Raw genomic sequence first — 17,105 nt, 5'->3', positions numbered from 1 at the left:
AATGATCTGTTTTGTTTATTAATAAAAGATTGAATCAGAGTTCAAACCGTTGTATAATTTAATAATATTTATAAAGGGAAGGTGATTCCATGGACACAGCCGCAACAATCAAAAATTATGATCAACTGAACCGGATGCTGGAAGGGCTGGTGGAAGACGAGACAGATCGCATCGCTATTCTGGCCAATGCAGCGGCCCTTTTGAATCAATTCTTAGAGGATGTGAACTGGGTGGGTTTCTATCTCTATCAGGAAAAGACAGATGAACTTGTCCTGGGTCCATTTCAGGGACTGCCTGCGTGCGTTCGCATACAAAATGGCAAAGGCGTATGCGGTACAGCGTTCAGGGGGGGAGACATCCTTATCGTAGATGATGTTAACGAATTCCCGGGTCATATCACATGTGATGCGAACAGCAAATCTGAACTCGTCCTGCCCGTTCATAAAAGCGATGAGGCCGTCGGTGTGCTTGATATTGATTCCCCCATGTTCAAACGCTTCACAGAAGAAGACCGCAAAGGGCTTCAGGCATTCATTGAAATTCTTAAAACGCACATTTGACACAAAACGTTGACTTATACAAGCCACTCAGGTACAATTAGTTATTGTGTTAATGAACGGATTAAGTAGCGGATAATCATTATGTGCAAGTATGCGGTTCCCGCTGTGGTGTGCTGCGTAACTGATGCTATTAGGCGAAGGTACTTTAAATCGCATGCCCATATAAGTGATTATTACCCTTATGATGTTTGTTGCATAAACTAAACAAAATAAGGAGGAGTCTTAATGGCTACATTTAGAGGTTCCATTTGGAAAAAATCCCGCCGTCTCGGAGTTTCCCTGACTGGCACTGGCAAGGAATTAAACCGTCGCCCATACGCACCGGGCGATCACGGACCGACCCAAAGAAGGAAGCTGTCGGAATACGGTACGCAGCTCCAGGAAAAACAAAAGCTGCGTTACATGTATGGAATTACAGAGCGTCAGTTCCTCAGAACTTTCGAAAAATCTGCTAAAATGAAAGGTGTACATGGCGAAAACTTCATGATTATGCTCGCCTCCCGCCTGGATGCAGTCGTATTTCAGATTGGACTTGCCAAAACACGCCGGCAGGCACGCCAGCTCGTAAATCACGGGCACATAACAGTGGATGGCGGACGTGTGGATATCCCATCCTACACACTTACGCCTGGACAAACAATTGGTACTCGTGAAAAATCACGTAACCTTGATGTCATTAAAGAAGCTGTTGAATACAGCAGCTTCGTACCTGAGTATCTTTCTTTCGATGAAGATAACTTTGAAGGTGTATACGTCCGCCGCCCGGAACGTTCCGAACTGCCGGCGGAAATCAACGAGCAGCTTATCGTTGAGTACTACTCACGTTAATCTGGATACTTTAAAAAACTATGAGATCATAAAATATGATCTCATAGTTTTTTTATGTCCAAGATGACTGGTACGCAATCACAAACGGTCATTCAGACCGCTCTTGGTTACGCTTGTATACTTCATATAAATCCTCCACCAGACCGGCATCCTTGAAATGTTCATTTTTTAAGTGCCTGAATACTTCAATCATCGCTCCATCCTCAGGTTTACTTCTGATCGCATCGCCCTCAACAAATTCAAGATCAGCAATCTGTTCATCAATGTATGCTTCCAGTATATGCACAAACGCTTTGAATGCTTCATCTTCCGCCATCCTTTGCTCCAGAGCCGCTTGTCTATCCGCCATTTTTTCAGCCTCCTCAAATAATATTATTGTCATGACCGTGATGCTTACATTCCACTTGGACAGTCACATGGTTGATACCTTCCTCCTCCATTTCACTTTTAATCTCGGCGATAATTCTCTGCGATTCGTGGACAGTCATATCTCCATGCACCACCGCATGCAGACTCATCGCATTGTGTCCGCTTGTAATCGTCCATACATGCAGGTGGTGAACATCTTCCACCCTGTATATTTGGGTCAGTTTATCAACCAGATACGGCACATCTATACTTTTCGGAACACCTTCCATCAGCACATGGAGCGCTTCTCTGGTCACTCTCCATCCGCTGATAAGTATCAGCACTGCGACGATTACACTGGCAAGCGGATCCATGAATCCCCAGCCAAACAACATAATACAGAGTGCGGCGATGATAGCACCGATCGAACCGAGCATATCACCGATAACATGCAGAAATGCCGCCTTTAAGTTCAGATTCTCTTCTGTGTCCCCGCGCATCAATATCCAGGCAACAGCCAGATTCACAAGCAGGCCGACAACAGCTATCATCAGCATACCGGCTGATGCTACTTCCGGCGGCGCCATAAACCTCTGGAACGCTTCATAGAATATGAAAATGGAAATGAGCAGGAGTGTGACGCCGTTAAATACTGCTGCAAGTATCTCGAACCTTTTATAGCCATAAGTCTTGCTGTAGTCAGCCATTTTTTCACCGAATTTGAACGCTGTCAGTGCAATAGCAAGTGACACAGCATCACTCAGCATATGCCCGGCATCTGCCAGAAGCGCCAGACTGTTGGTCAGGATACCCCCAATAGCTTCTATGACCATAAATGCTGCAATCAGGATAAAGCTGATTAAAAAGGCTTTTTTATTCGCCCCATGGGTATGGTCATGATGATGCTCATGTCCCATCATCTTCACCTCTTGATTTATTATTCACATCTAAATTATAACAATTCAATGATATTTTGTTTATATATAGAATTCCTCATTTTCATCCCGCGCTGCAATATCTGTGTCTTTAAGATCATATACTGTCTGTTCTGCCTTCATCTTTTCCTGCCTGCTTCAGCAGCGGTTCTGTCTTTCATAGTAATGTATATGATCGTCCTCTAAGCTGTCTCCGATATAATATTCACTGTTTTTGAGCATCCAATCGGTTTTGGCAAAATGAACTTTTTTTGCTCCCCCAGTGACAGCCAGTGGTGATTGCAGATTCAGCTGCAGTATATGGCGCTTTTTCCCATTATATTTATATGAAGTTTTCACAATTTTAAAACCAAGTCTGAATTTGTCCTTCAGACTTGCCAGGTTATATGGCATGACCGTTGTCAGTATATAATCGAAACGCCCGTCTTTTTTGACCTCCCCAATCAGTTCCTCCCCCATCTTTGTCTGCAGCCGGCGGCCTCGGTAGCTGGGATTGATGAAACTGATTTCTGAAAAGATCACTTTATCCTTCTCTGTGAGTTCAGCATCATCAGCCAGATGCTCCTCATAATCCACAGGGGGAATATACATGGCCCGTATTCCGACAAGCGTATGCTGATCGCAGATACCAACGATGAACCCCTGGTCAATAATCTCTTTAAATTCATCTTCATTTAATGTCTGCAGAACTTCTTTATCTTCAAGCATATTATAAACCACATGCTGGAGGGCCATGATCTCCGGCAAGTCATTTCTGGTCAAATATTTCAAATTCATCTTTATCACTCCCAAAATTAATATTTTTTATATAAATCCGTAATGTTTACTCCTGTTCATTCGTGGTTATATTATAAATGAGGGAGTTGGTGTGCATGGCAATCATAGTCAAGGTTAAAGATAGCACGAACGATGAAACGGATTTTAAATTCATCCGTAATGACAAGGGTTTGGAAAGCGTAAAGGCGATGTATATAGATCAGGAATTTTCAGGCGGAAATAATCGTAAATTTATCCAGTTTATATATCCGGGGCATACAGAAACATTCACACAATTCATGATTCATTATAAAAGACGCTGAAATCCAGCGTCTTTTATAATGTTTAATTGATTAACCGATAAAGATAGAGTTCATTTTGATATTCTCCATTGATATACAGCGAATCAATCCTCTCCCCTTCCACAAGAAATCCGAGATTTTTGTATAATTCTATCAAACCGGTGATAGATACGGGCAATGACAGTTCCAGCCGGTAGATGCCATTATCCCCAGCCCATTGGATCCCTGCATTCAGCAGATCTCTGCCAACCTTGTCCTGATCCACTGCTTTGATGATCCCGAGTGAAACATGGGCCCTGTGTCCGGTCATATCCGAATGGTTTCCAAACAAACTAAGATAGCCAATGATCTGGTCCTCATCAATCGCAACGAGTATTTGCTTTTTCGCATCCTGAAGCACGTCAGACAATAGATTTTCAGTACTTGAGATTGATCGCCCCGCTTCGCCGCCAAATCCATAAGTGTCCACGGAAACCAGCAGGTTTGTGAAATTTTCTACATCTTTCATTACTATCGATCTAATTTCCACTATCCTTACCCCTTTTCTTTAAGCAGTACGTTAAATATGAAGTCAAGCGCCGGTGGATTTTCTTTTTTCAGTTCATGAACAAATGCCGCTCTGTCATATGCCACTTTTCTGAATTCCAGCTCAATCGAACCGTCGGTCGTTATATCCATAATGGTATACGGAGCAAATGCGTCAGTCGTCACACCCAAGGCCCCCGGGTTGAGAAATATTCTGCGCTTATCTTCAAAATGCTGAACCGTATGATCATGACCAAATAATACGGCATCATAGTCAGTGTCTTCATATAGATCCTGCAGGCTGTCAAGTGTTGGGTTAAAGTCAATTGGAAGGTATTGGCTGCTTTCTGTCATATGATAGTGCGTCATCAATATTTTATGGCCGAAAAACTCACTCTCAACTGTCACTGGTAATTCTTCAAGCATACGAATATACTTCACATGGATATTTTTTGATATATATAAATGATGTGCATGCTCTTCCCCGCATGGAGATTCCCCGGAGTGATCTTTATAAGCATTGATTACCGCATCGTCATGATTGCCGCGTATTATTTTAACCGCCTTCAATTGGCTGATGGCCTCCATTACTTGGTTGGTCTGGTGTCCCAGGGAGATAAGGTCACCCAGGCAGCAGATCAGGTCAGTATCAGATGCAGAAATATCTTCCAGCACCTCCCTCAGTGCATAATAGTTGCCATGAATATCAGAAATGACTGCTATTCTTACGCCCACAAAATCCCTCCGTCGATTCGGTATCACTATACAATACCATTTTACCAAAGATTGCGCACATCACCTAAAATTTAACCAGCATGTTAAAATGGATGGATAATATTCAATGGAAAAGATACAGCGCAGATATACTGACAGAAATATATTGGTCACGGCACACTTCTAAGTGGGTGGTGAACGCGTTCAATATCTCCACCGCCAAATAATTTTATCCACGAGGAGCGGTTTTAGAAAATGCAAAACATAACGATGCGTATCCAGCCGTTCAGGGGCAGCCATTACGACTATGGTGTCAGACAGGCAGAATGGCTGAACGAAACCATGTATATGAATAACAGAAATTTTGAATGGATCAAACGGCGGCCGAAATTTGATCTCAGCTATGAAGAAACAAAAGGTTTATATAAACAGTTTGCACCGCATATATGGGAAGAATTGACAGGGATACAGGATGAATTAAAAATTAATGATAGAGAAATCCTTTTAAATTTCGCCCATTACAGAGTATCTCCGAAAGCGTCGGGATGCAGTGTCTATCTGGATGACCGCCACTTTATCAGAAACTATGACTATCATCCAAATACATATGATGGTATGTATAAGCTGTTTCAGCCGGATGCAGGCTATGCACACATCGGTCCGGCTTCAAGAGTGACCGGCCGTATGGATGGCATGAACGAACACGGACTGATAATGGCCTATAACTTCATGAACCGGAAAAGACCATTTGATGGCTTCACCTGCTTCATCATCGGGCGATTTATCCTCGAACTCTGCAGGAATACAGATGATGCCAGGCAGTTGTTAAAAGAACTCCCCCATCGCGGCGGATTCAGTTATATCATCCAGGATAAGGATAACACCTCTTTTATCGCAGAAACATCTGCCAGAGATATTGCATTCAGAGAAGCCAGTATATGTACGAATCACTATGAGAATCTTGACCAGGAAAACAGAAGGTACCTTGTGGATTCGAAAGAAAGACTTGATATATTGGACAGTATTTCTGCGCCGGACAGAGATGAACTCATTGAGATGTTCACAGACAGAAGATATGGACTATTCGCCGATAACTATAAGAGCTGGGCAGGCACTATCCATACATCTCTCTACGATAAAAATAACTTGACCGCCGGCATCAAACTCGGTGAAAATTCACAAATGAATACATTCGATTTTGGCAGATGGCTCTCAGGCGGTGAGCTGACTCAGTCAAGCATTGAAGGGCTTATGAACACCAGCCTCAAATTTACCAGTGCAGACTGGCACAGCGCAAAAAACAGGTGACGGATTTTCCGCCACCTGCTTTTCTGCTTACATACTTTCTCTGACCACTTTTCTGTAATACACAAGCGACAATAGTCCGAATACCGAATAGAGGATGATATATCCTCCCATAACGGTCAGCATCGGCGTCCACATTTCACTGCCAAAAAAGAACCAGCCGGCACTCACTGCAAAATAGGTGTGGAGCAGACCGATGAGCAATGGCACACCAAATGTGACAATCATCTTGATTGTGAGGCCATTGATAATTTCCCGTTCTGAAAAGCCAAGTTTTCTCAGGACATTATAACTGCCTTTCTCATCTTCACTTTCGCCTATCTGCTTGAAATAGAGGATGCAACCGGATGTCAGCAGAAATGCAAATCCTACGAACCCGACGATAAACATCAAAACACCGGAACCTTGCATTGACTCTGTAAGCTGTTGCTGTTTTGATTCGAATGGCGGATTGCTCTCTGCATCCATCAGATCTAAAATTTCCTCACTGTCTCCTCCGGTGATATCTATCCCAAAACTTTCCTGGGGCTGCGCTCTTTCCTCGTCATAGCTGTGATTTTCTTCAAGTGTATTATACACCTCACTGTCAACCACTGCCTGCGGCGAACTGAAAGTGACAAAGGATGGCAGTATCGCCGCATTGCCTGTATCAACCAGTTCCAGTGTATGCTCGTAACCATCATCAGCCAGCGTCAGAGGGTGGTTCATTTCAAAATCAATATACGAATCCATAAAGTACGGCATCCCTGTAATGACCAGTTCATTTTCACCGACATCAAATCCTTCGACATTTTCCTCACTTACAACATTCAGGTGTAACCCCTGATCATCCACGTCCTCTGGCAGTGATCCCATATCTATCGTAATGGCATCACCTTTTGCACCATAGGCAATGGTCGGGATATTCACCCTCTCATGTTCAATACCATTTTCATCCAGCCGCTCACTGTAGAACTGCATATCATCTTCTTCATAAAAAACGTAATCATTTGGAACCGAACTTTCAATCGTTTCTCCCACTGAGTAATAGGAGATATATGACAGTGACATCAGCCCCATGCTAAGCGCGCTGATCACACTGATCAGGGTCAGAAGGAATGCATTGGACTTCATCTTGAACATGATGCTTGTGAGCGACAGCACATCATTCACATTCACATGACCATTTTTGGATTTTCTGATCATATTCAGAATAAACGCCACCGAAAACTTGAAGGTGATATATGTGCCGGCGATGGTCAAAAAAAGTATCCCAAAAACTCCAAAGATCATCATCCGGTTAAAATCAAACAAATTAGCTGACATCCAATATCCTGTAATGATCATCATCAGACCCAGAATACCAAGTACTACCGTCCCCGTACCGAGACGTCTGTAGTTTGATTCACTGGACTGATCCAGCTTGAGCATTTGAATCAGCCGTGTCCGTTTCAAAAAAATGAAGTTTTGAACCATCAACAGCGCAAATATAAAGATGAAAAGAACGGCTGTCTGGACGACTGCTGCCAGCGAAAAGTTCATGCCTACTGGAAGTTCAATCTGCATTATTTGCATGAGGATCATAAGCAGGATGCGGGAAAACAGAAATCCAAAGGCAATGCCAAGGATCAGACTGCCAAAGTAAATGATTGCATTTTCCAGTATCAGAACTCTGAATATTTTACCGCGCGTCAGACCGATCAGCTGAAACAGTGCAAGCTCTCTGTTTCTGCGTTTCAGAAAAATTGAGTTGGCAAACATGACAAATGTAACAATGATGACGACCAGCAGCACTGAACCCACGAGGAACCCGGTGGCCATCATTCTACTGGATGTCAATTCTTCCCCGGCACTCTCATCATGGGACATAAGTACAAACGAAAAATATAGTGCCACACTAAAAACAAGCGCAAATATATACAATGTATAGTTCTTCAGATTCTTAAAGAAATTTTTTAGCATCATGGAGTTAAGACTCAACGCCGACACCGCCAAGCACGCTCTGAGTATTCATGATTTCTTTGTAATAGTCTTCCTGTGAACGCTCACCTTTTCTTAACGTTGAATAGACAAGACCGTCCTTCAAAAAAATAGCCCTGCCCGAGTAACTGGCAGCTGTAGCGTCATGTGTGACCATCATCACTGTTGAATCACTTTTGCTGTTCAGCTGCTGTAATTTCCTTAGCAGATTGCTGGCGGACTTGGAATCCAGCGCCCCTGTCGGCTCGTCGGCAAATATAATCTTCGGCTGATGGATGAAGGCCCTTGCGGCACTTGTACGCTGTTGCTGCCCGCCGGAAATTTCACTCGGGTATTTATCGCTTAAATCATAGATCCCAAGCTCACCTGCAACAAGTGCAAATTGTTTTTCAACATCCGCCTTCTTCATATTCCTGATCGACAGCGGCAGTAATATATTTTCCTTCAAAGTCAATGTATCCAGCAGATTGTATTCCTGGAAAATGAAACCGAGATCATTTTTCCTGAAATCGGCAAGCTTTTTATCTTTCAGATTTGTAATATCCTGGTCTTCTATAAATATGTGACCGTTTGTGACTCTGTCGATGGAACTCAGCACATTCAGCAATGTGGTTTTGCCTGAACCGGATGCGCCCATAATCGAGACGAATTCACCCTGTTCAATATTCAGATCAATGCCTTTTAATACCTCAGTCCTGTTCAGTCTGTTGCCATATGATTTTTTTATATCTTTTGCTTCAAGAATCATAACGATACCTCCGTTGTTGTTATATCCTTATATTACACCTTGGTTTCTCCAGTTTCGTTTGATTCTTGTGACATATACATAAGACCATGTGACGTTTCTGTCACATGGTCTGCACCTCCTGGAATTCATTCTTTTTAGGGAAGGTAAGCATTGTTGCAGTCCCTTCTCCGTATCGGGAGCTGACATCTATTACGATATCCATCGCACCGGCCGCTTCTTTCGTCAGATACATTCCCATACCGGTTGATCCCTTGTCACCATGGTCACTGGTGGAAGTGAAACCAGCTTCAAATATGCGCGGGATATCTTCCTGCCTGATTCCTCTTCCGGCATCAGAGATTTCAAGTACCGGCCATCCTTCCCGTAAATAACTGGATATTGCAATGTCACTGTTCTCAGAGTATTTGACACTGTTACCGATGATCTGATCCATCATAAAGGAGAACCACTTCAGATCAGTTTCAATATGGCTGACATGCAGATCCATATCGAAGCCGATCCCTTTTTCAATACAGATAGTCTTCAATTTTCTGATTGTATTTGAAAGGACATTTTCGATCTCGACACTTTCGATATATAAATCGTTGCTGATATTTGTAAGTCTTTTGTCATAAAGCATTTCATTCAGCGTGGCATCCAGTCTCAACCATTCTTCCTCCATCGCCGGCCTGTTCTTGTTATCCAGATCATCTATCATCAATTTCATCGTGGTCATTGGCATTTTCATATCGTGTATCCATCTTGTCAGTTCATCCAGATTTTCTTCAGTCTTCTTGGTTTCCTTCTCAAGGCTGTCATTATGATACTTTTTCATGGTGGATAACTTTACATCAATGAACTTCTGATAAGGCGTCACAGGGACCGGCAGACTATCCGCTTCATCAATCCTTTCAATTTTCATAAACTCCCGCCTGTAATTTCTGCCCCGGAAAAAATCCCAAAGGAGAAATAAAGAGATAATAACTCCATTGATGATAACGATATATATCACGGAGAAGTTTGGGATTTCAATGTCCAAAACACCGATTAATAGGATTGAAAGATTTAATAGGATAAAAAGAACTATCCACGGCAATACTTGTCTGATATACACGCAATTCACTCCTTGATCATGTAACCGATACCTGTTTTAGTGACGATCGCATTTTCCAGCCCGATTTCTTCAAGTTTTTTCCGTATCCGGTTTACATTCACCGTCAGTGTATTATCGCTGATGAATTTTGAATCATCCCAGAGCTGCTCGATCAGCACTTCCCGGGATACTGCCTGTTCCCGCTCGTGCACGAGAATGGAGAGAATGAATGACTCATTTTTAGTCAGGTCTGTTTCATATTCATCTTTTGTTATCGTCAGTTTTTTAAAATCAAAAACAGCATCCCTGAATCTTACAACATCGATCTCCTGATTCTGGTATTGGTATGCCCGCCTGAGAAGCGCCTGTACTTTCGCAATCAAAACATCAAAATTAAAAGGTTTTTGAATGTAGTCATCACTGCCCATCTGCATACTCATGACCATATCAGTCGGATGATCTCTCGAAGACAGAAAGATGATCGGCAGACTCGAAATATCCCTGACTCTTCTGCACCAGTAAAATCCGTCATATTTTGGTAATGTTATATCTATGATTACAAGATCTGGTTCGAGTGAAATGAAGTCATTGATGACATTTCCAAAATCCTCTGCGCCGAAAACATGATAATCCCATTCCTCGAACCGCTCTTTCAATTCATTAAACAGCGTCAGATCATCTTCAACGATAAAAATCTTTGACATGCAATCCCCCCAACCAATCATTTGTATTTAAATAAAAATATCCGGTCCCATTATAAATGAAACCGGGCATTTTGTATGTCAGCGATGTTCAATCCTTTTTATCGGCATCGTTTTACTGTATGTCAAACTTCTCCATATCCATTCAAGCGGCCCGAATCTGAAGAATTTCATCCATATGTGGCTGTAAATGACTTGGACGGTAAAAACAACGACCACAACCGGTATGAACCAGACTGCCTCAATCGTGTTAAAAATATTGAATCCGTAAATAACGACTGTCATCAGAATGCTCTGCATGATGTAATTTGTCAGTGCCATCTGACCGACCGGTTGAAGCAGCTTTGTCAAACCGGTGACCTTTTTGGCAATGATAATGAACAAGGCGACATATCCCAGGGACATCAGCGGCCCGCCTGCGCTGTATGCAAGCAATGTCAATACCTGCCACATCATATCATCCATCATATACGTTAAACCATAACCCAGGACTAACTTTATGGGGATACCGGCCCCCAGACCAATAATTGCCGTACGGGAAATAAGTTTTTTATGTGCATCCAGGTTCTGAAAAATCCCTTTCTGACCAACGTACAGCCCAATGAGAAACATCGCCAGGACAAGCGGTATAATAGTAATATTACTGGAAATCATGATACTGAAGACAGAGAGATTCAGGTTGACAATATCTGCATAGCTGCCGCCAGTCAGCACTTCTGTCATGTTGAACCCGGGATCAAAACCGCCCGGGCTGCCGGCACTGCTGTTGCTGAATAGCAGACTCATCATACTGAGCAGCAGTATAAATATTGTGCTGACACCTAGTATGGCTGCAGCAGCAGCCAGGTTGACCACAGGCTTAAAACGGTAAAAAACGAGCAGCAGCACCCCTGCTGCAGCGTATACTGTGAGTATGTCTCCATACCAGATTAAGACCGCATGCATCAAACCAATAACCAAGAGAATCAACATCCGTTTCAGAAACAACAGATATGGCACATTGTTCTGCCGTTTTTCAGCTCGTGACAGGAATATGTAGAATCCCAGGCCAAATAAGAATGAGAACATCGTATAGAAATTTGAAGTAGCAAAGGTGTTTATAAAGTAAAGCGACAGCTCATTCCACTGGCCGGTGTATATGTCACTCTGCTCCATAGTGAATTGTTCCTCCAGTGTCGGCCCGGCAAAAGACATGATATTCATCATCAATATACCCAAAAGCGCAAACCCTCTTACAGCATCAATTTCGAACACTCTTTCAGATTTTGAAATCGGGGAACTCCCATTTGACATCGCCGCTTTTCCCTCCAGTCCTTTTCCAATGATACCATGTCATTTTTCATGATGATTCGTTTACTGCCAAAAGTTAACAAAAAGAGGCTCCATCAAGCCTCTGTAAAGACACCGATATCAAATAACTCTATCGGTGTCCCTGTAATATAAGCATATACGTAGTAAACAATCAGACCGGTGATCGGCAGAAAGACGACGGCAAAGAGAAATACTTTCATGAATTTTGTAAATACTCTGTATAACAAAGCCAGGAGAATGATGGATACTGCTGTTGCAGCCACTGTTATTATACTATATTCCAAAGACGCAATATCAAAGAAGTTAATTCCATATATGACAAAAAATGAGAGCGCAATGATCAGAATAAGTTTCATAAACATAGAAATCACCCATTCGGCAAAATTTGTTTTACTGCCTTTATAACACTATACTACTTTTCCGTCCTCTTTCACAAATAATACAGCTGCAAGGCCCATTAAGACAATGACCATTCCAAGCCATGGGGCATAGCTGATATCAAAATAATTGATGAAGATACCACCGATGACCGCCCCGATACCGATGCCAAGATTTAGCGCTGACATATTCCAGCTGAATACCATTGACGGCGATCCCTCCACATTTTCAACCAATCCGCTCTGGACCGCGGGACTGGAAGTCCATTGGAAGACACTCCAAAGGAAGAGATTCAGATAGAACAAAATTGGCGTCCCATACATTAAAGGCATGACCGCCATACTGACTATAAACAGACCCATCATTATAATGAGTGTCTTTCTGCTGCCGATCATATCGACAAGCACACCGCCGATATATGTGCCGGTCATGCCGCCGGCACCTGCAATCAACAGTGCAACAGACACGCTTTCGATGGCAAATCCGTTTGATGTCATCAGCGGAGAGATATATCCGATGACAATGTAATTACCGATTAAAACAGCCATAGTCACACAGATGTAGAGAATAACATTGCGTTTGCTCAACACCCTGTCATCTGAGGACATATCAGCGGATTGTCCCTTTTTATCAGGAACCAGTGAAAAAATACCGATACCTACAATCAAAGCGATCAAAATGACCAGCCAGAAAATAATCCGCCATCCAAACTGCTGACCAACCAGTGTACCGATGGGAATACCAAAAACATTGGCTGCACTGAACCCCATATAGACGACAGCGATCATTTTCCCTCTGATCTCGGGTCTGGATAACAGAACAGTCATATCCATGATCTTAACGATAAAGACAGCTGCCGCCATCGCCGTAACGACACGGCCGAGTGCCAGCATTAAAAATGTCCCTGACAGACCGAAAATCAGGTTTCCGATTATAAACAGGATAAGAGACGCGATGATGACTGGTTTGGGCTTCAAACGATTCGTCAGTTTGACCAGTATCGGCCCGAACAGTGCAAAGCTTACTGCATAAACAGTAATCAGCTGCCCTGTCAATGCAACTGACATATCAAGATCATCGCTCATCAACTCCAGAATTCCTGAGATGATCAGTTCCATCATCCCAAGGAGGAATACACCTATTGTAAATGTAACAATCAGTTTTTTATTCATGACGCATCACCATTTCTTTAATTCGAATTAAACTTTTGCTTCAGCTGCTCTGAATGCTTAGCCATATGATTACCTGCATGCTAGAATATATATGAGGTGTGTACTAATGAAAAAATTACTTGCCCTGTGTTCAATAACGATAATTGTTTTAATATCTGTCGGATGTTCGTCTCAGGATCAGGAAACATTCAACAGCATGTACGAAGCATTCGAAAGGAATCACGATGAAATCGAAACGGAATTCAACGAAAATTTCGAGCAGATCGAGAGTTCTGATAACCGGGACGAGCAGCTTAAAATCATTTACGATGAGATGATTCCCAGACTCGAAGACTTCAGAATGACAATCAGTAACTTCACATTGAACACTGAAGATCATACAGCACTTCAGGAAGATATGCTCAACTATATCGATGCGCTCCAGAAACTATTGGAACTTAACGGAGAGTTCAACAGATCCTTCCACACAGCTAATCCGTTTGGTGATTCTAATTTCTCCGAAGGAGTGACACAAATGCAGGAGAAGATTGAATCCCAGGAATCGGATGTGACCCGGCAATACGAAAACATAATTGAAGAATACGAAAATATAAGCGGACAGTAAAAAAGCTCGGGGCGTCACAAGCGCCCTGAGCTTTTTCTTTCGGCAATATTTATAAAGATTCAATGTGATTTCATATACTATCCTGTATGCATACATTATATTACCATTTAAACACTTTAGCTGTCCACTCGTTTTTAGCTTCTGATATGTTAAATGACCCGCGTTCCGCGACTCGTCTGACCTTCTTCTATCTTTTCTCTGATCAGTATATCTTCTTCATCGATATCATCCACTGCTTTTGCCAGATAGTACTTTCCTTTGGTGGCAACTGCAATGCACACGGTCAGTAAAGCGGCCAGTGCTGCTGCGAAAAATGCGGCAGTCTGTGCCAGAAAGGGTCCCATATATCCGAGCGCCGCAATTGTTCCAAGCGCACTGGCAATAATGAGTGAAGCAACACCTACAGGATTCCACTTGTGAAGATACTCCTGACGATATTCATAGAATAGCGGTCCGATCCGGAGCAGCATTTTGACAATCAAGGCATCAGTAATCAGTACTGCTGCCCATGCCATCAGGAATACCCCTTGAAATGTGAGCGCCGTATCCAGGTGGTTGGTAATGCCGCCGAGCATTAATATAATCGCAGTCATACCTGCCACAACTACCCAGAATCTGCGTCCTGGGGTAAAGTGTAAAACATTCTCGAAAAAGTTCGATAATGACAATGAGCTGCTGTAAATGTTTGTAACATTTATTCTGATTTGAGTAAGTAAAGTGAAGAACGCGCCGCCGATACCGAGTAAGTGAACGATATACACGCCCGGATTTGGTTCTGCCAGACGGACACCGAACCAAATACCGAGACCGCCCATCACTCCATAACAGAATACCTGTGGGATGAAGCCGATCATTACCGACCCAATTTTCAAATGTCCGGGTTTAAGGAATCGTGCATAATCTGATGCCAGCAGTGCAGTCAAGCCCATGATACCATGCTGCATACCAATGCACAGCAGTAAAGCTGTACCGCCAATCTGTACGCCTTCAGGCATATAAGTCCAAAAATTGCCCTGATATAATGAAGTTGTGAATATAGCAACACCGATCGCTGTGATTAAGAATAGAAAGAATATGGGCAATGACCATTTCTGGAGTTTATCGAGCTGTTTGATGCCAAACCAATTCAACGGAATGACCATTGTTCCAAAGATGATGATCAGCAGCCATACTGGTATTATCGGAAAAAATTCATGGATGGCATATACCAGAATCATACCTTCCAATGCACAGTACATGATAAAATTTGAAGCGTAGATAAGAGATGTGAGTGAGGCGCCTATGTAGCCGAACCCTCCGCCGCGGGACATCAGATTAACATTCATACCTGAACGGGCAGAAAGATAGACAATCATTGTGCCCATGATGCCCGCGACGGTGATTGCATATGCAGCTGAAATCAATGCATTGATGGCACCGAATTGAAGTGCCATGACACTCCCCAGCTGAAAATAAAAAATTGCTGTCGCGATTCCAAAAGTGATGTTGGTTATACTTAACCAACCCATTTTTCGTTCCTTATAGGGAACCTTTTCCAATGAATAATCCTTTTCCTGCTCTTCTTGTTTACGATCTGTAACTGCTACAGATCCCATAAATATCCTCTCCATTTCATGATGTATATTGTAATTGAGCGACTTTTCCACTATATAAATGATGCAGCAACATTTCAAGTACTTAGGGTGTAATTTTACATATATAATGAGGATAGTCTTATATTTATGGAATTTTTCAAAAAAATTATGGGAAATTAAAAAAGATGCCCTGTTTAGAATTATTCAGGTTGGATATGTTCAGCAAAATCTCCGGATGAAGTTATCATATGCCATTCGTTTGGTGAACCCGCTGCCGTATCTTTCTGTCAGTTTTACTGTCAGATTGCTGTATTTTCCGGCGTCTTCCAGATCTTTGATGTACTCGCTGATACCGTCAAAATCAGAACCGAGTCCGATATTCTCTTCTCCGCCCAGCTCAACGATACGGTCGATATGCGGAAACAGATCTTTGATTTCAACTGATCCTTCTTTTACAAAAGGCGGGTTGAAGACAATGTTGATCATACCATTATTGTTAATGAGCTGTTTGATCTGATCATCGTATAGGTTCCTCGGATGATCATAAATCCCCCTGGCATTAGAATGCGTCGCAATCACCCTGTCAGCACGGCCGATGACGTCATTAAATCCTTCAACATTTAAATGACTGACATCTATAAGTACACCATATTCATTACAGCAGTCAATTACATCCCAGCCGAAGTTACTCAAGCCGGTGCCTCTGTTTTCCCCTGCCCCGTCAGCCACGAGGTTGGCATTATTCCATACCAGCCCCAGTGATAGGACACCGAGCCTGAAGAGTGTCCTTAATTTCATAATATCGTTTCCAAAGGCATCAGCCCCTTCCAGTGTAAGCACTGCGCCCACTTCCTCTGCCTTCAGGTCTTCTATTTCTTTGAAGTGCCTGATGTGGACGAAGTTTTCCTGTGCCAGCACTTCGCTGTAAAAACGATCCGCCTGCTCCAATGCATGCTGCCACTTCTCGCTATCGGGCACTGCCTGAGGAATGAATATGGCAAAAAACTGCACCCTGACATTTCCCTGGCGAAGTTTATCTGCGTTCGTATCCAGTTCTTTTGAATCTTTATAGCTCATCAGACTGTGATCATTACTGAAACAAAAGGACTTCCGGTAATCTTCCTGCAACTTTAATAAGGCATCACAATGTGTGTCTATGATCTCCATTGAATCTCCTCCTTCGTATATTTCATTATATCAGTGCCACCAGATCATTCATAACGGCAATTGTTTATGCAAATATTAATTAGTGATTGCATTAATATACTCTACCGTATAAAATAGAGTATATGAAAACGTTTTCTAAAATTTTA

19 protein-coding genes are annotated in these 17,105 nt (G+C 42.6%); 5 read left to right on the top strand and 14 right to left on the bottom strand.

The window, feature by feature from the left end; translation table 11 throughout:
• Positions 1 to 89: 89 nt before the first annotated feature.
• Both G343_RS0107470 and rpsD read left to right on the top strand, forming a co-directional pair.
• Positions 90 to 560 carry a GAF domain-containing protein gene (locus tag G343_RS0107470; RefSeq protein ID WP_020007506.1) on the top strand — a complete coding sequence of 157 codons (471 nt, stop codon included), beginning with the start codon at positions 90 to 92 and terminating at the stop codon, positions 558 to 560.
• A gap of 225 nt (positions 561 to 785) precedes the next feature.
• A complete protein-coding gene (gene rpsD / locus G343_RS0107465) occupies positions 786 to 1,388 on the top strand; it encodes a 30S ribosomal protein S4 (RefSeq protein ID WP_020007505.1) in 603 nt (200 codons plus the stop codon).
• Positions 1,389 to 1,476: 88 nt separating this feature from the next.
• On the opposite strand, the gene G343_RS0107460 is transcribed toward rpsD, so the two are convergent.
• From G343_RS0107460 to G343_RS14465, 3 genes are all read right to left on the bottom strand, one after another.
• Positions 1,477 to 1,737: a hypothetical protein gene (locus G343_RS0107460; protein WP_020007504.1), complete on the bottom strand. Its 261-nt coding sequence runs from the start codon at positions 1,735 to 1,737 to the stop codon at positions 1,477 to 1,479.
• A gap of 13 nt (positions 1,738 to 1,750) precedes the next feature.
• On the bottom strand, positions 1,751 to 2,653 hold the full coding sequence (locus G343_RS0107455; RefSeq protein ID WP_020007503.1) for a cation diffusion facilitator family transporter: 903 nt from the start codon (positions 2,651 to 2,653) through the stop codon (positions 1,751 to 1,753).
• A gap of 156 nt (positions 2,654 to 2,809) precedes the next feature.
• Positions 2,810 to 3,448 (bottom strand): GNAT family N-acetyltransferase, encoded by a 639-nt coding sequence (locus G343_RS14465; protein WP_020007502.1) that lies wholly within the window; start codon positions 3,446 to 3,448, stop codon positions 2,810 to 2,812.
• Positions 3,449 to 3,543: 95 nt separating this feature from the next.
• Here G343_RS14465 and G343_RS0107440 point away from each other — a divergent pair, with 95 nt between their 5' ends.
• Positions 3,544 to 3,750: a hypothetical protein gene (locus G343_RS0107440; RefSeq protein WP_020007501.1), complete on the top strand. Its 207-nt coding sequence runs from the start codon at positions 3,544 to 3,546 to the stop codon at positions 3,748 to 3,750.
• A gap of 22 nt (positions 3,751 to 3,772) precedes the next feature.
• On the opposite strand, the gene G343_RS0107435 is transcribed toward G343_RS0107440, so the two are convergent.
• On the bottom strand, positions 3,773 to 4,258 hold the full coding sequence (locus G343_RS0107435; RefSeq protein ID WP_245541945.1) for a GNAT family N-acetyltransferase: 486 nt from the start codon (positions 4,256 to 4,258) through the stop codon (positions 3,773 to 3,775).
• A 5-nt stretch (positions 4,259 to 4,263) separates the two neighbouring features.
• Positions 4,264 to 4,989 carry a metallophosphoesterase family protein gene (locus G343_RS0107430; protein ID WP_020007499.1) on the bottom strand — a complete coding sequence of 242 codons (726 nt, stop codon included), beginning with the start codon at positions 4,987 to 4,989 and terminating at the stop codon, positions 4,264 to 4,266.
• A 234-nt stretch (positions 4,990 to 5,223) separates the two neighbouring features.
• Between G343_RS0107430 and G343_RS0107425 the strand changes: the two genes are divergently transcribed.
• Positions 5,224 to 6,276 carry a C45 family autoproteolytic acyltransferase/hydrolase gene (locus G343_RS0107425; protein ID WP_020007498.1) on the top strand — a complete coding sequence of 351 codons (1,053 nt, stop codon included), beginning with the start codon at positions 5,224 to 5,226 and terminating at the stop codon, positions 6,274 to 6,276.
• A 27-nt stretch (positions 6,277 to 6,303) separates the two neighbouring features.
• On the opposite strand, the gene G343_RS0107420 is transcribed toward G343_RS0107425, so the two are convergent.
• From G343_RS0107420 to G343_RS0107390, 7 genes are all read right to left on the bottom strand, one after another.
• The gene (locus G343_RS0107420; RefSeq protein ID WP_245541944.1) at positions 6,304 to 8,241 is read right to left on the bottom strand and encodes an FtsX-like permease family protein; all 1,938 of its coding nucleotides are present in this window, start codon (positions 8,239 to 8,241) and stop codon (positions 6,304 to 6,306) included.
• A complete protein-coding gene (locus G343_RS0107415; protein WP_020007496.1) occupies positions 8,222 to 8,980 on the bottom strand; it encodes an ABC transporter ATP-binding protein in 759 nt (252 codons plus the stop codon). Before G343_RS0107415 ends, G343_RS0107420 begins: the two co-directional genes overlap by 20 nt.
• A 100-nt stretch (positions 8,981 to 9,080) precedes the next feature.
• Complete coding sequence (locus G343_RS0107410) at positions 9,081 to 9,881, bottom strand: sensor histidine kinase (protein ID WP_245541943.1); 801 nt, start codon at positions 9,879 to 9,881, stop codon at positions 9,081 to 9,083.
• A 197-nt stretch (positions 9,882 to 10,078) separates the two neighbouring features.
• Entirely contained in the window at positions 10,079 to 10,756 is a 678-nt protein-coding gene (locus G343_RS0107405) for a response regulator transcription factor (protein ID WP_020007494.1), read from the bottom strand.
• Between the two features lie 78 nt (positions 10,757 to 10,834).
• Complete coding sequence (locus tag G343_RS0107400; RefSeq protein WP_020007493.1) at positions 10,835 to 12,046, bottom strand: DUF418 domain-containing protein; 1,212 nt, start codon at positions 12,044 to 12,046, stop codon at positions 10,835 to 10,837.
• Between the two features lie 92 nt (positions 12,047 to 12,138).
• Positions 12,139 to 12,426, bottom strand: a complete 288-nt coding sequence (locus tag G343_RS0107395; RefSeq protein WP_020007492.1) for a hypothetical protein — start codon at positions 12,424 to 12,426, stop codon at positions 12,139 to 12,141.
• Between the two features lie 45 nt (positions 12,427 to 12,471).
• Entirely contained in the window at positions 12,472 to 13,614 is a 1,143-nt protein-coding gene (locus G343_RS0107390) for an MFS transporter (RefSeq protein ID WP_020007491.1), read from the bottom strand.
• Positions 13,615 to 13,720: 106 nt separating this feature from the next.
• Between G343_RS0107390 and G343_RS0107385 the strand changes: the two genes are divergently transcribed.
• On the top strand, positions 13,721 to 14,218 hold the full coding sequence (locus G343_RS0107385) for a hypothetical protein (protein ID WP_020007490.1): 498 nt from the start codon (positions 13,721 to 13,723) through the stop codon (positions 14,216 to 14,218).
• A gap of 149 nt (positions 14,219 to 14,367) precedes the next feature.
• Here G343_RS0107385 and G343_RS0107380 read toward each other — a convergent pair whose 3' ends face one another.
• Entirely contained in the window at positions 14,368 to 15,813 is a 1,446-nt protein-coding gene (locus tag G343_RS0107380; protein ID WP_020007489.1) for a purine-cytosine permease family protein, read from the bottom strand.
• A gap of 198 nt (positions 15,814 to 16,011) precedes the next feature.
• Positions 16,012 to 16,959, bottom strand: coding sequence for a dipeptidase (locus tag G343_RS0107375; RefSeq protein ID WP_020007488.1), 948 nt, complete (start codon positions 16,957 to 16,959; stop codon positions 16,012 to 16,014).
• Positions 16,960 to 17,105 lie beyond the last annotated feature (146 nt).

It is taken from the genome of Salinicoccus albus DSM 19776 (assembly GCF_000385175.1).
GTDB lineage: Bacteria > Bacillota > Bacilli > Staphylococcales > Salinicoccaceae > Salinicoccus > Salinicoccus albus.
The sequence above is the reverse complement of the archived record's forward strand: the minus strand, read 5'-3'. Positions and strand labels throughout refer to the sequence as shown.

Coding starts and splice junctions, on each gene's coding strand:
- G343_RS0107470 (WP_020007506.1), top strand. CDS start 90: ATGGACACAGCCGCAACAATCAAAAATTATGATCAACTGAACCGGATG.
- rpsD (WP_020007505.1), top strand. CDS start 786: ATGGCTACATTTAGAGGTTCCATTTGGAAAAAATCCCGCCGTCTCGGA.
- G343_RS0107460 (WP_020007504.1), bottom strand. CDS start 1,737: ATGGCGGATAGACAAGCGGCTCTGGAGCAAAGGATGGCGGAAGATGAA.
- G343_RS0107455 (WP_020007503.1), bottom strand. CDS start 2,653: ATGGGACATGAGCATCATCATGACCATACCCATGGGGCGAATAAAAAA.
- G343_RS14465 (WP_020007502.1), bottom strand. CDS start 3,448: ATGAATTTGAAATATTTGACCAGAAATGACTTGCCGGAGATCATGGCC.
- G343_RS0107440 (WP_020007501.1), top strand. CDS start 3,544: ATGGCAATCATAGTCAAGGTTAAAGATAGCACGAACGATGAAACGGAT.
- G343_RS0107425 (WP_020007498.1), top strand. CDS start 5,224: ATGCAAAACATAACGATGCGTATCCAGCCGTTCAGGGGCAGCCATTAC.
- G343_RS0107415 (WP_020007496.1), bottom strand. CDS start 8,980: ATGATTCTTGAAGCAAAAGATATAAAAAAATCATATGGCAACAGACTG.
- G343_RS0107410 (WP_245541943.1), bottom strand. CDS start 9,881: ATGAAAATTGAAAGGATTGATGAAGCGGATAGTCTGCCGGTCCCTGTG.
- G343_RS0107405 (WP_020007494.1), bottom strand. CDS start 10,756: ATGTCAAAGATTTTTATCGTTGAAGATGATCTGACGCTGTTTAATGAA.
- G343_RS0107400 (WP_020007493.1), bottom strand. CDS start 12,046: ATGTCAAATGGGAGTTCCCCGATTTCAAAATCTGAAAGAGTGTTCGAA.
- G343_RS0107395 (WP_020007492.1), bottom strand. CDS start 12,426: ATGTTTATGAAACTTATTCTGATCATTGCGCTCTCATTTTTTGTCATA.
- G343_RS0107390 (WP_020007491.1), bottom strand. CDS start 13,614: ATGAATAAAAAACTGATTGTTACATTTACAATAGGTGTATTCCTCCTT.
- G343_RS0107385 (WP_020007490.1), top strand. CDS start 13,721: ATGAAAAAATTACTTGCCCTGTGTTCAATAACGATAATTGTTTTAATA.
- G343_RS0107380 (WP_020007489.1), bottom strand. CDS start 15,813: ATGGGATCTGTAGCAGTTACAGATCGTAAACAAGAAGAGCAGGAAAAG.
- G343_RS0107375 (WP_020007488.1), bottom strand. CDS start 16,959: ATGGAGATCATAGACACACATTGTGATGCCTTATTAAAGTTGCAGGAA.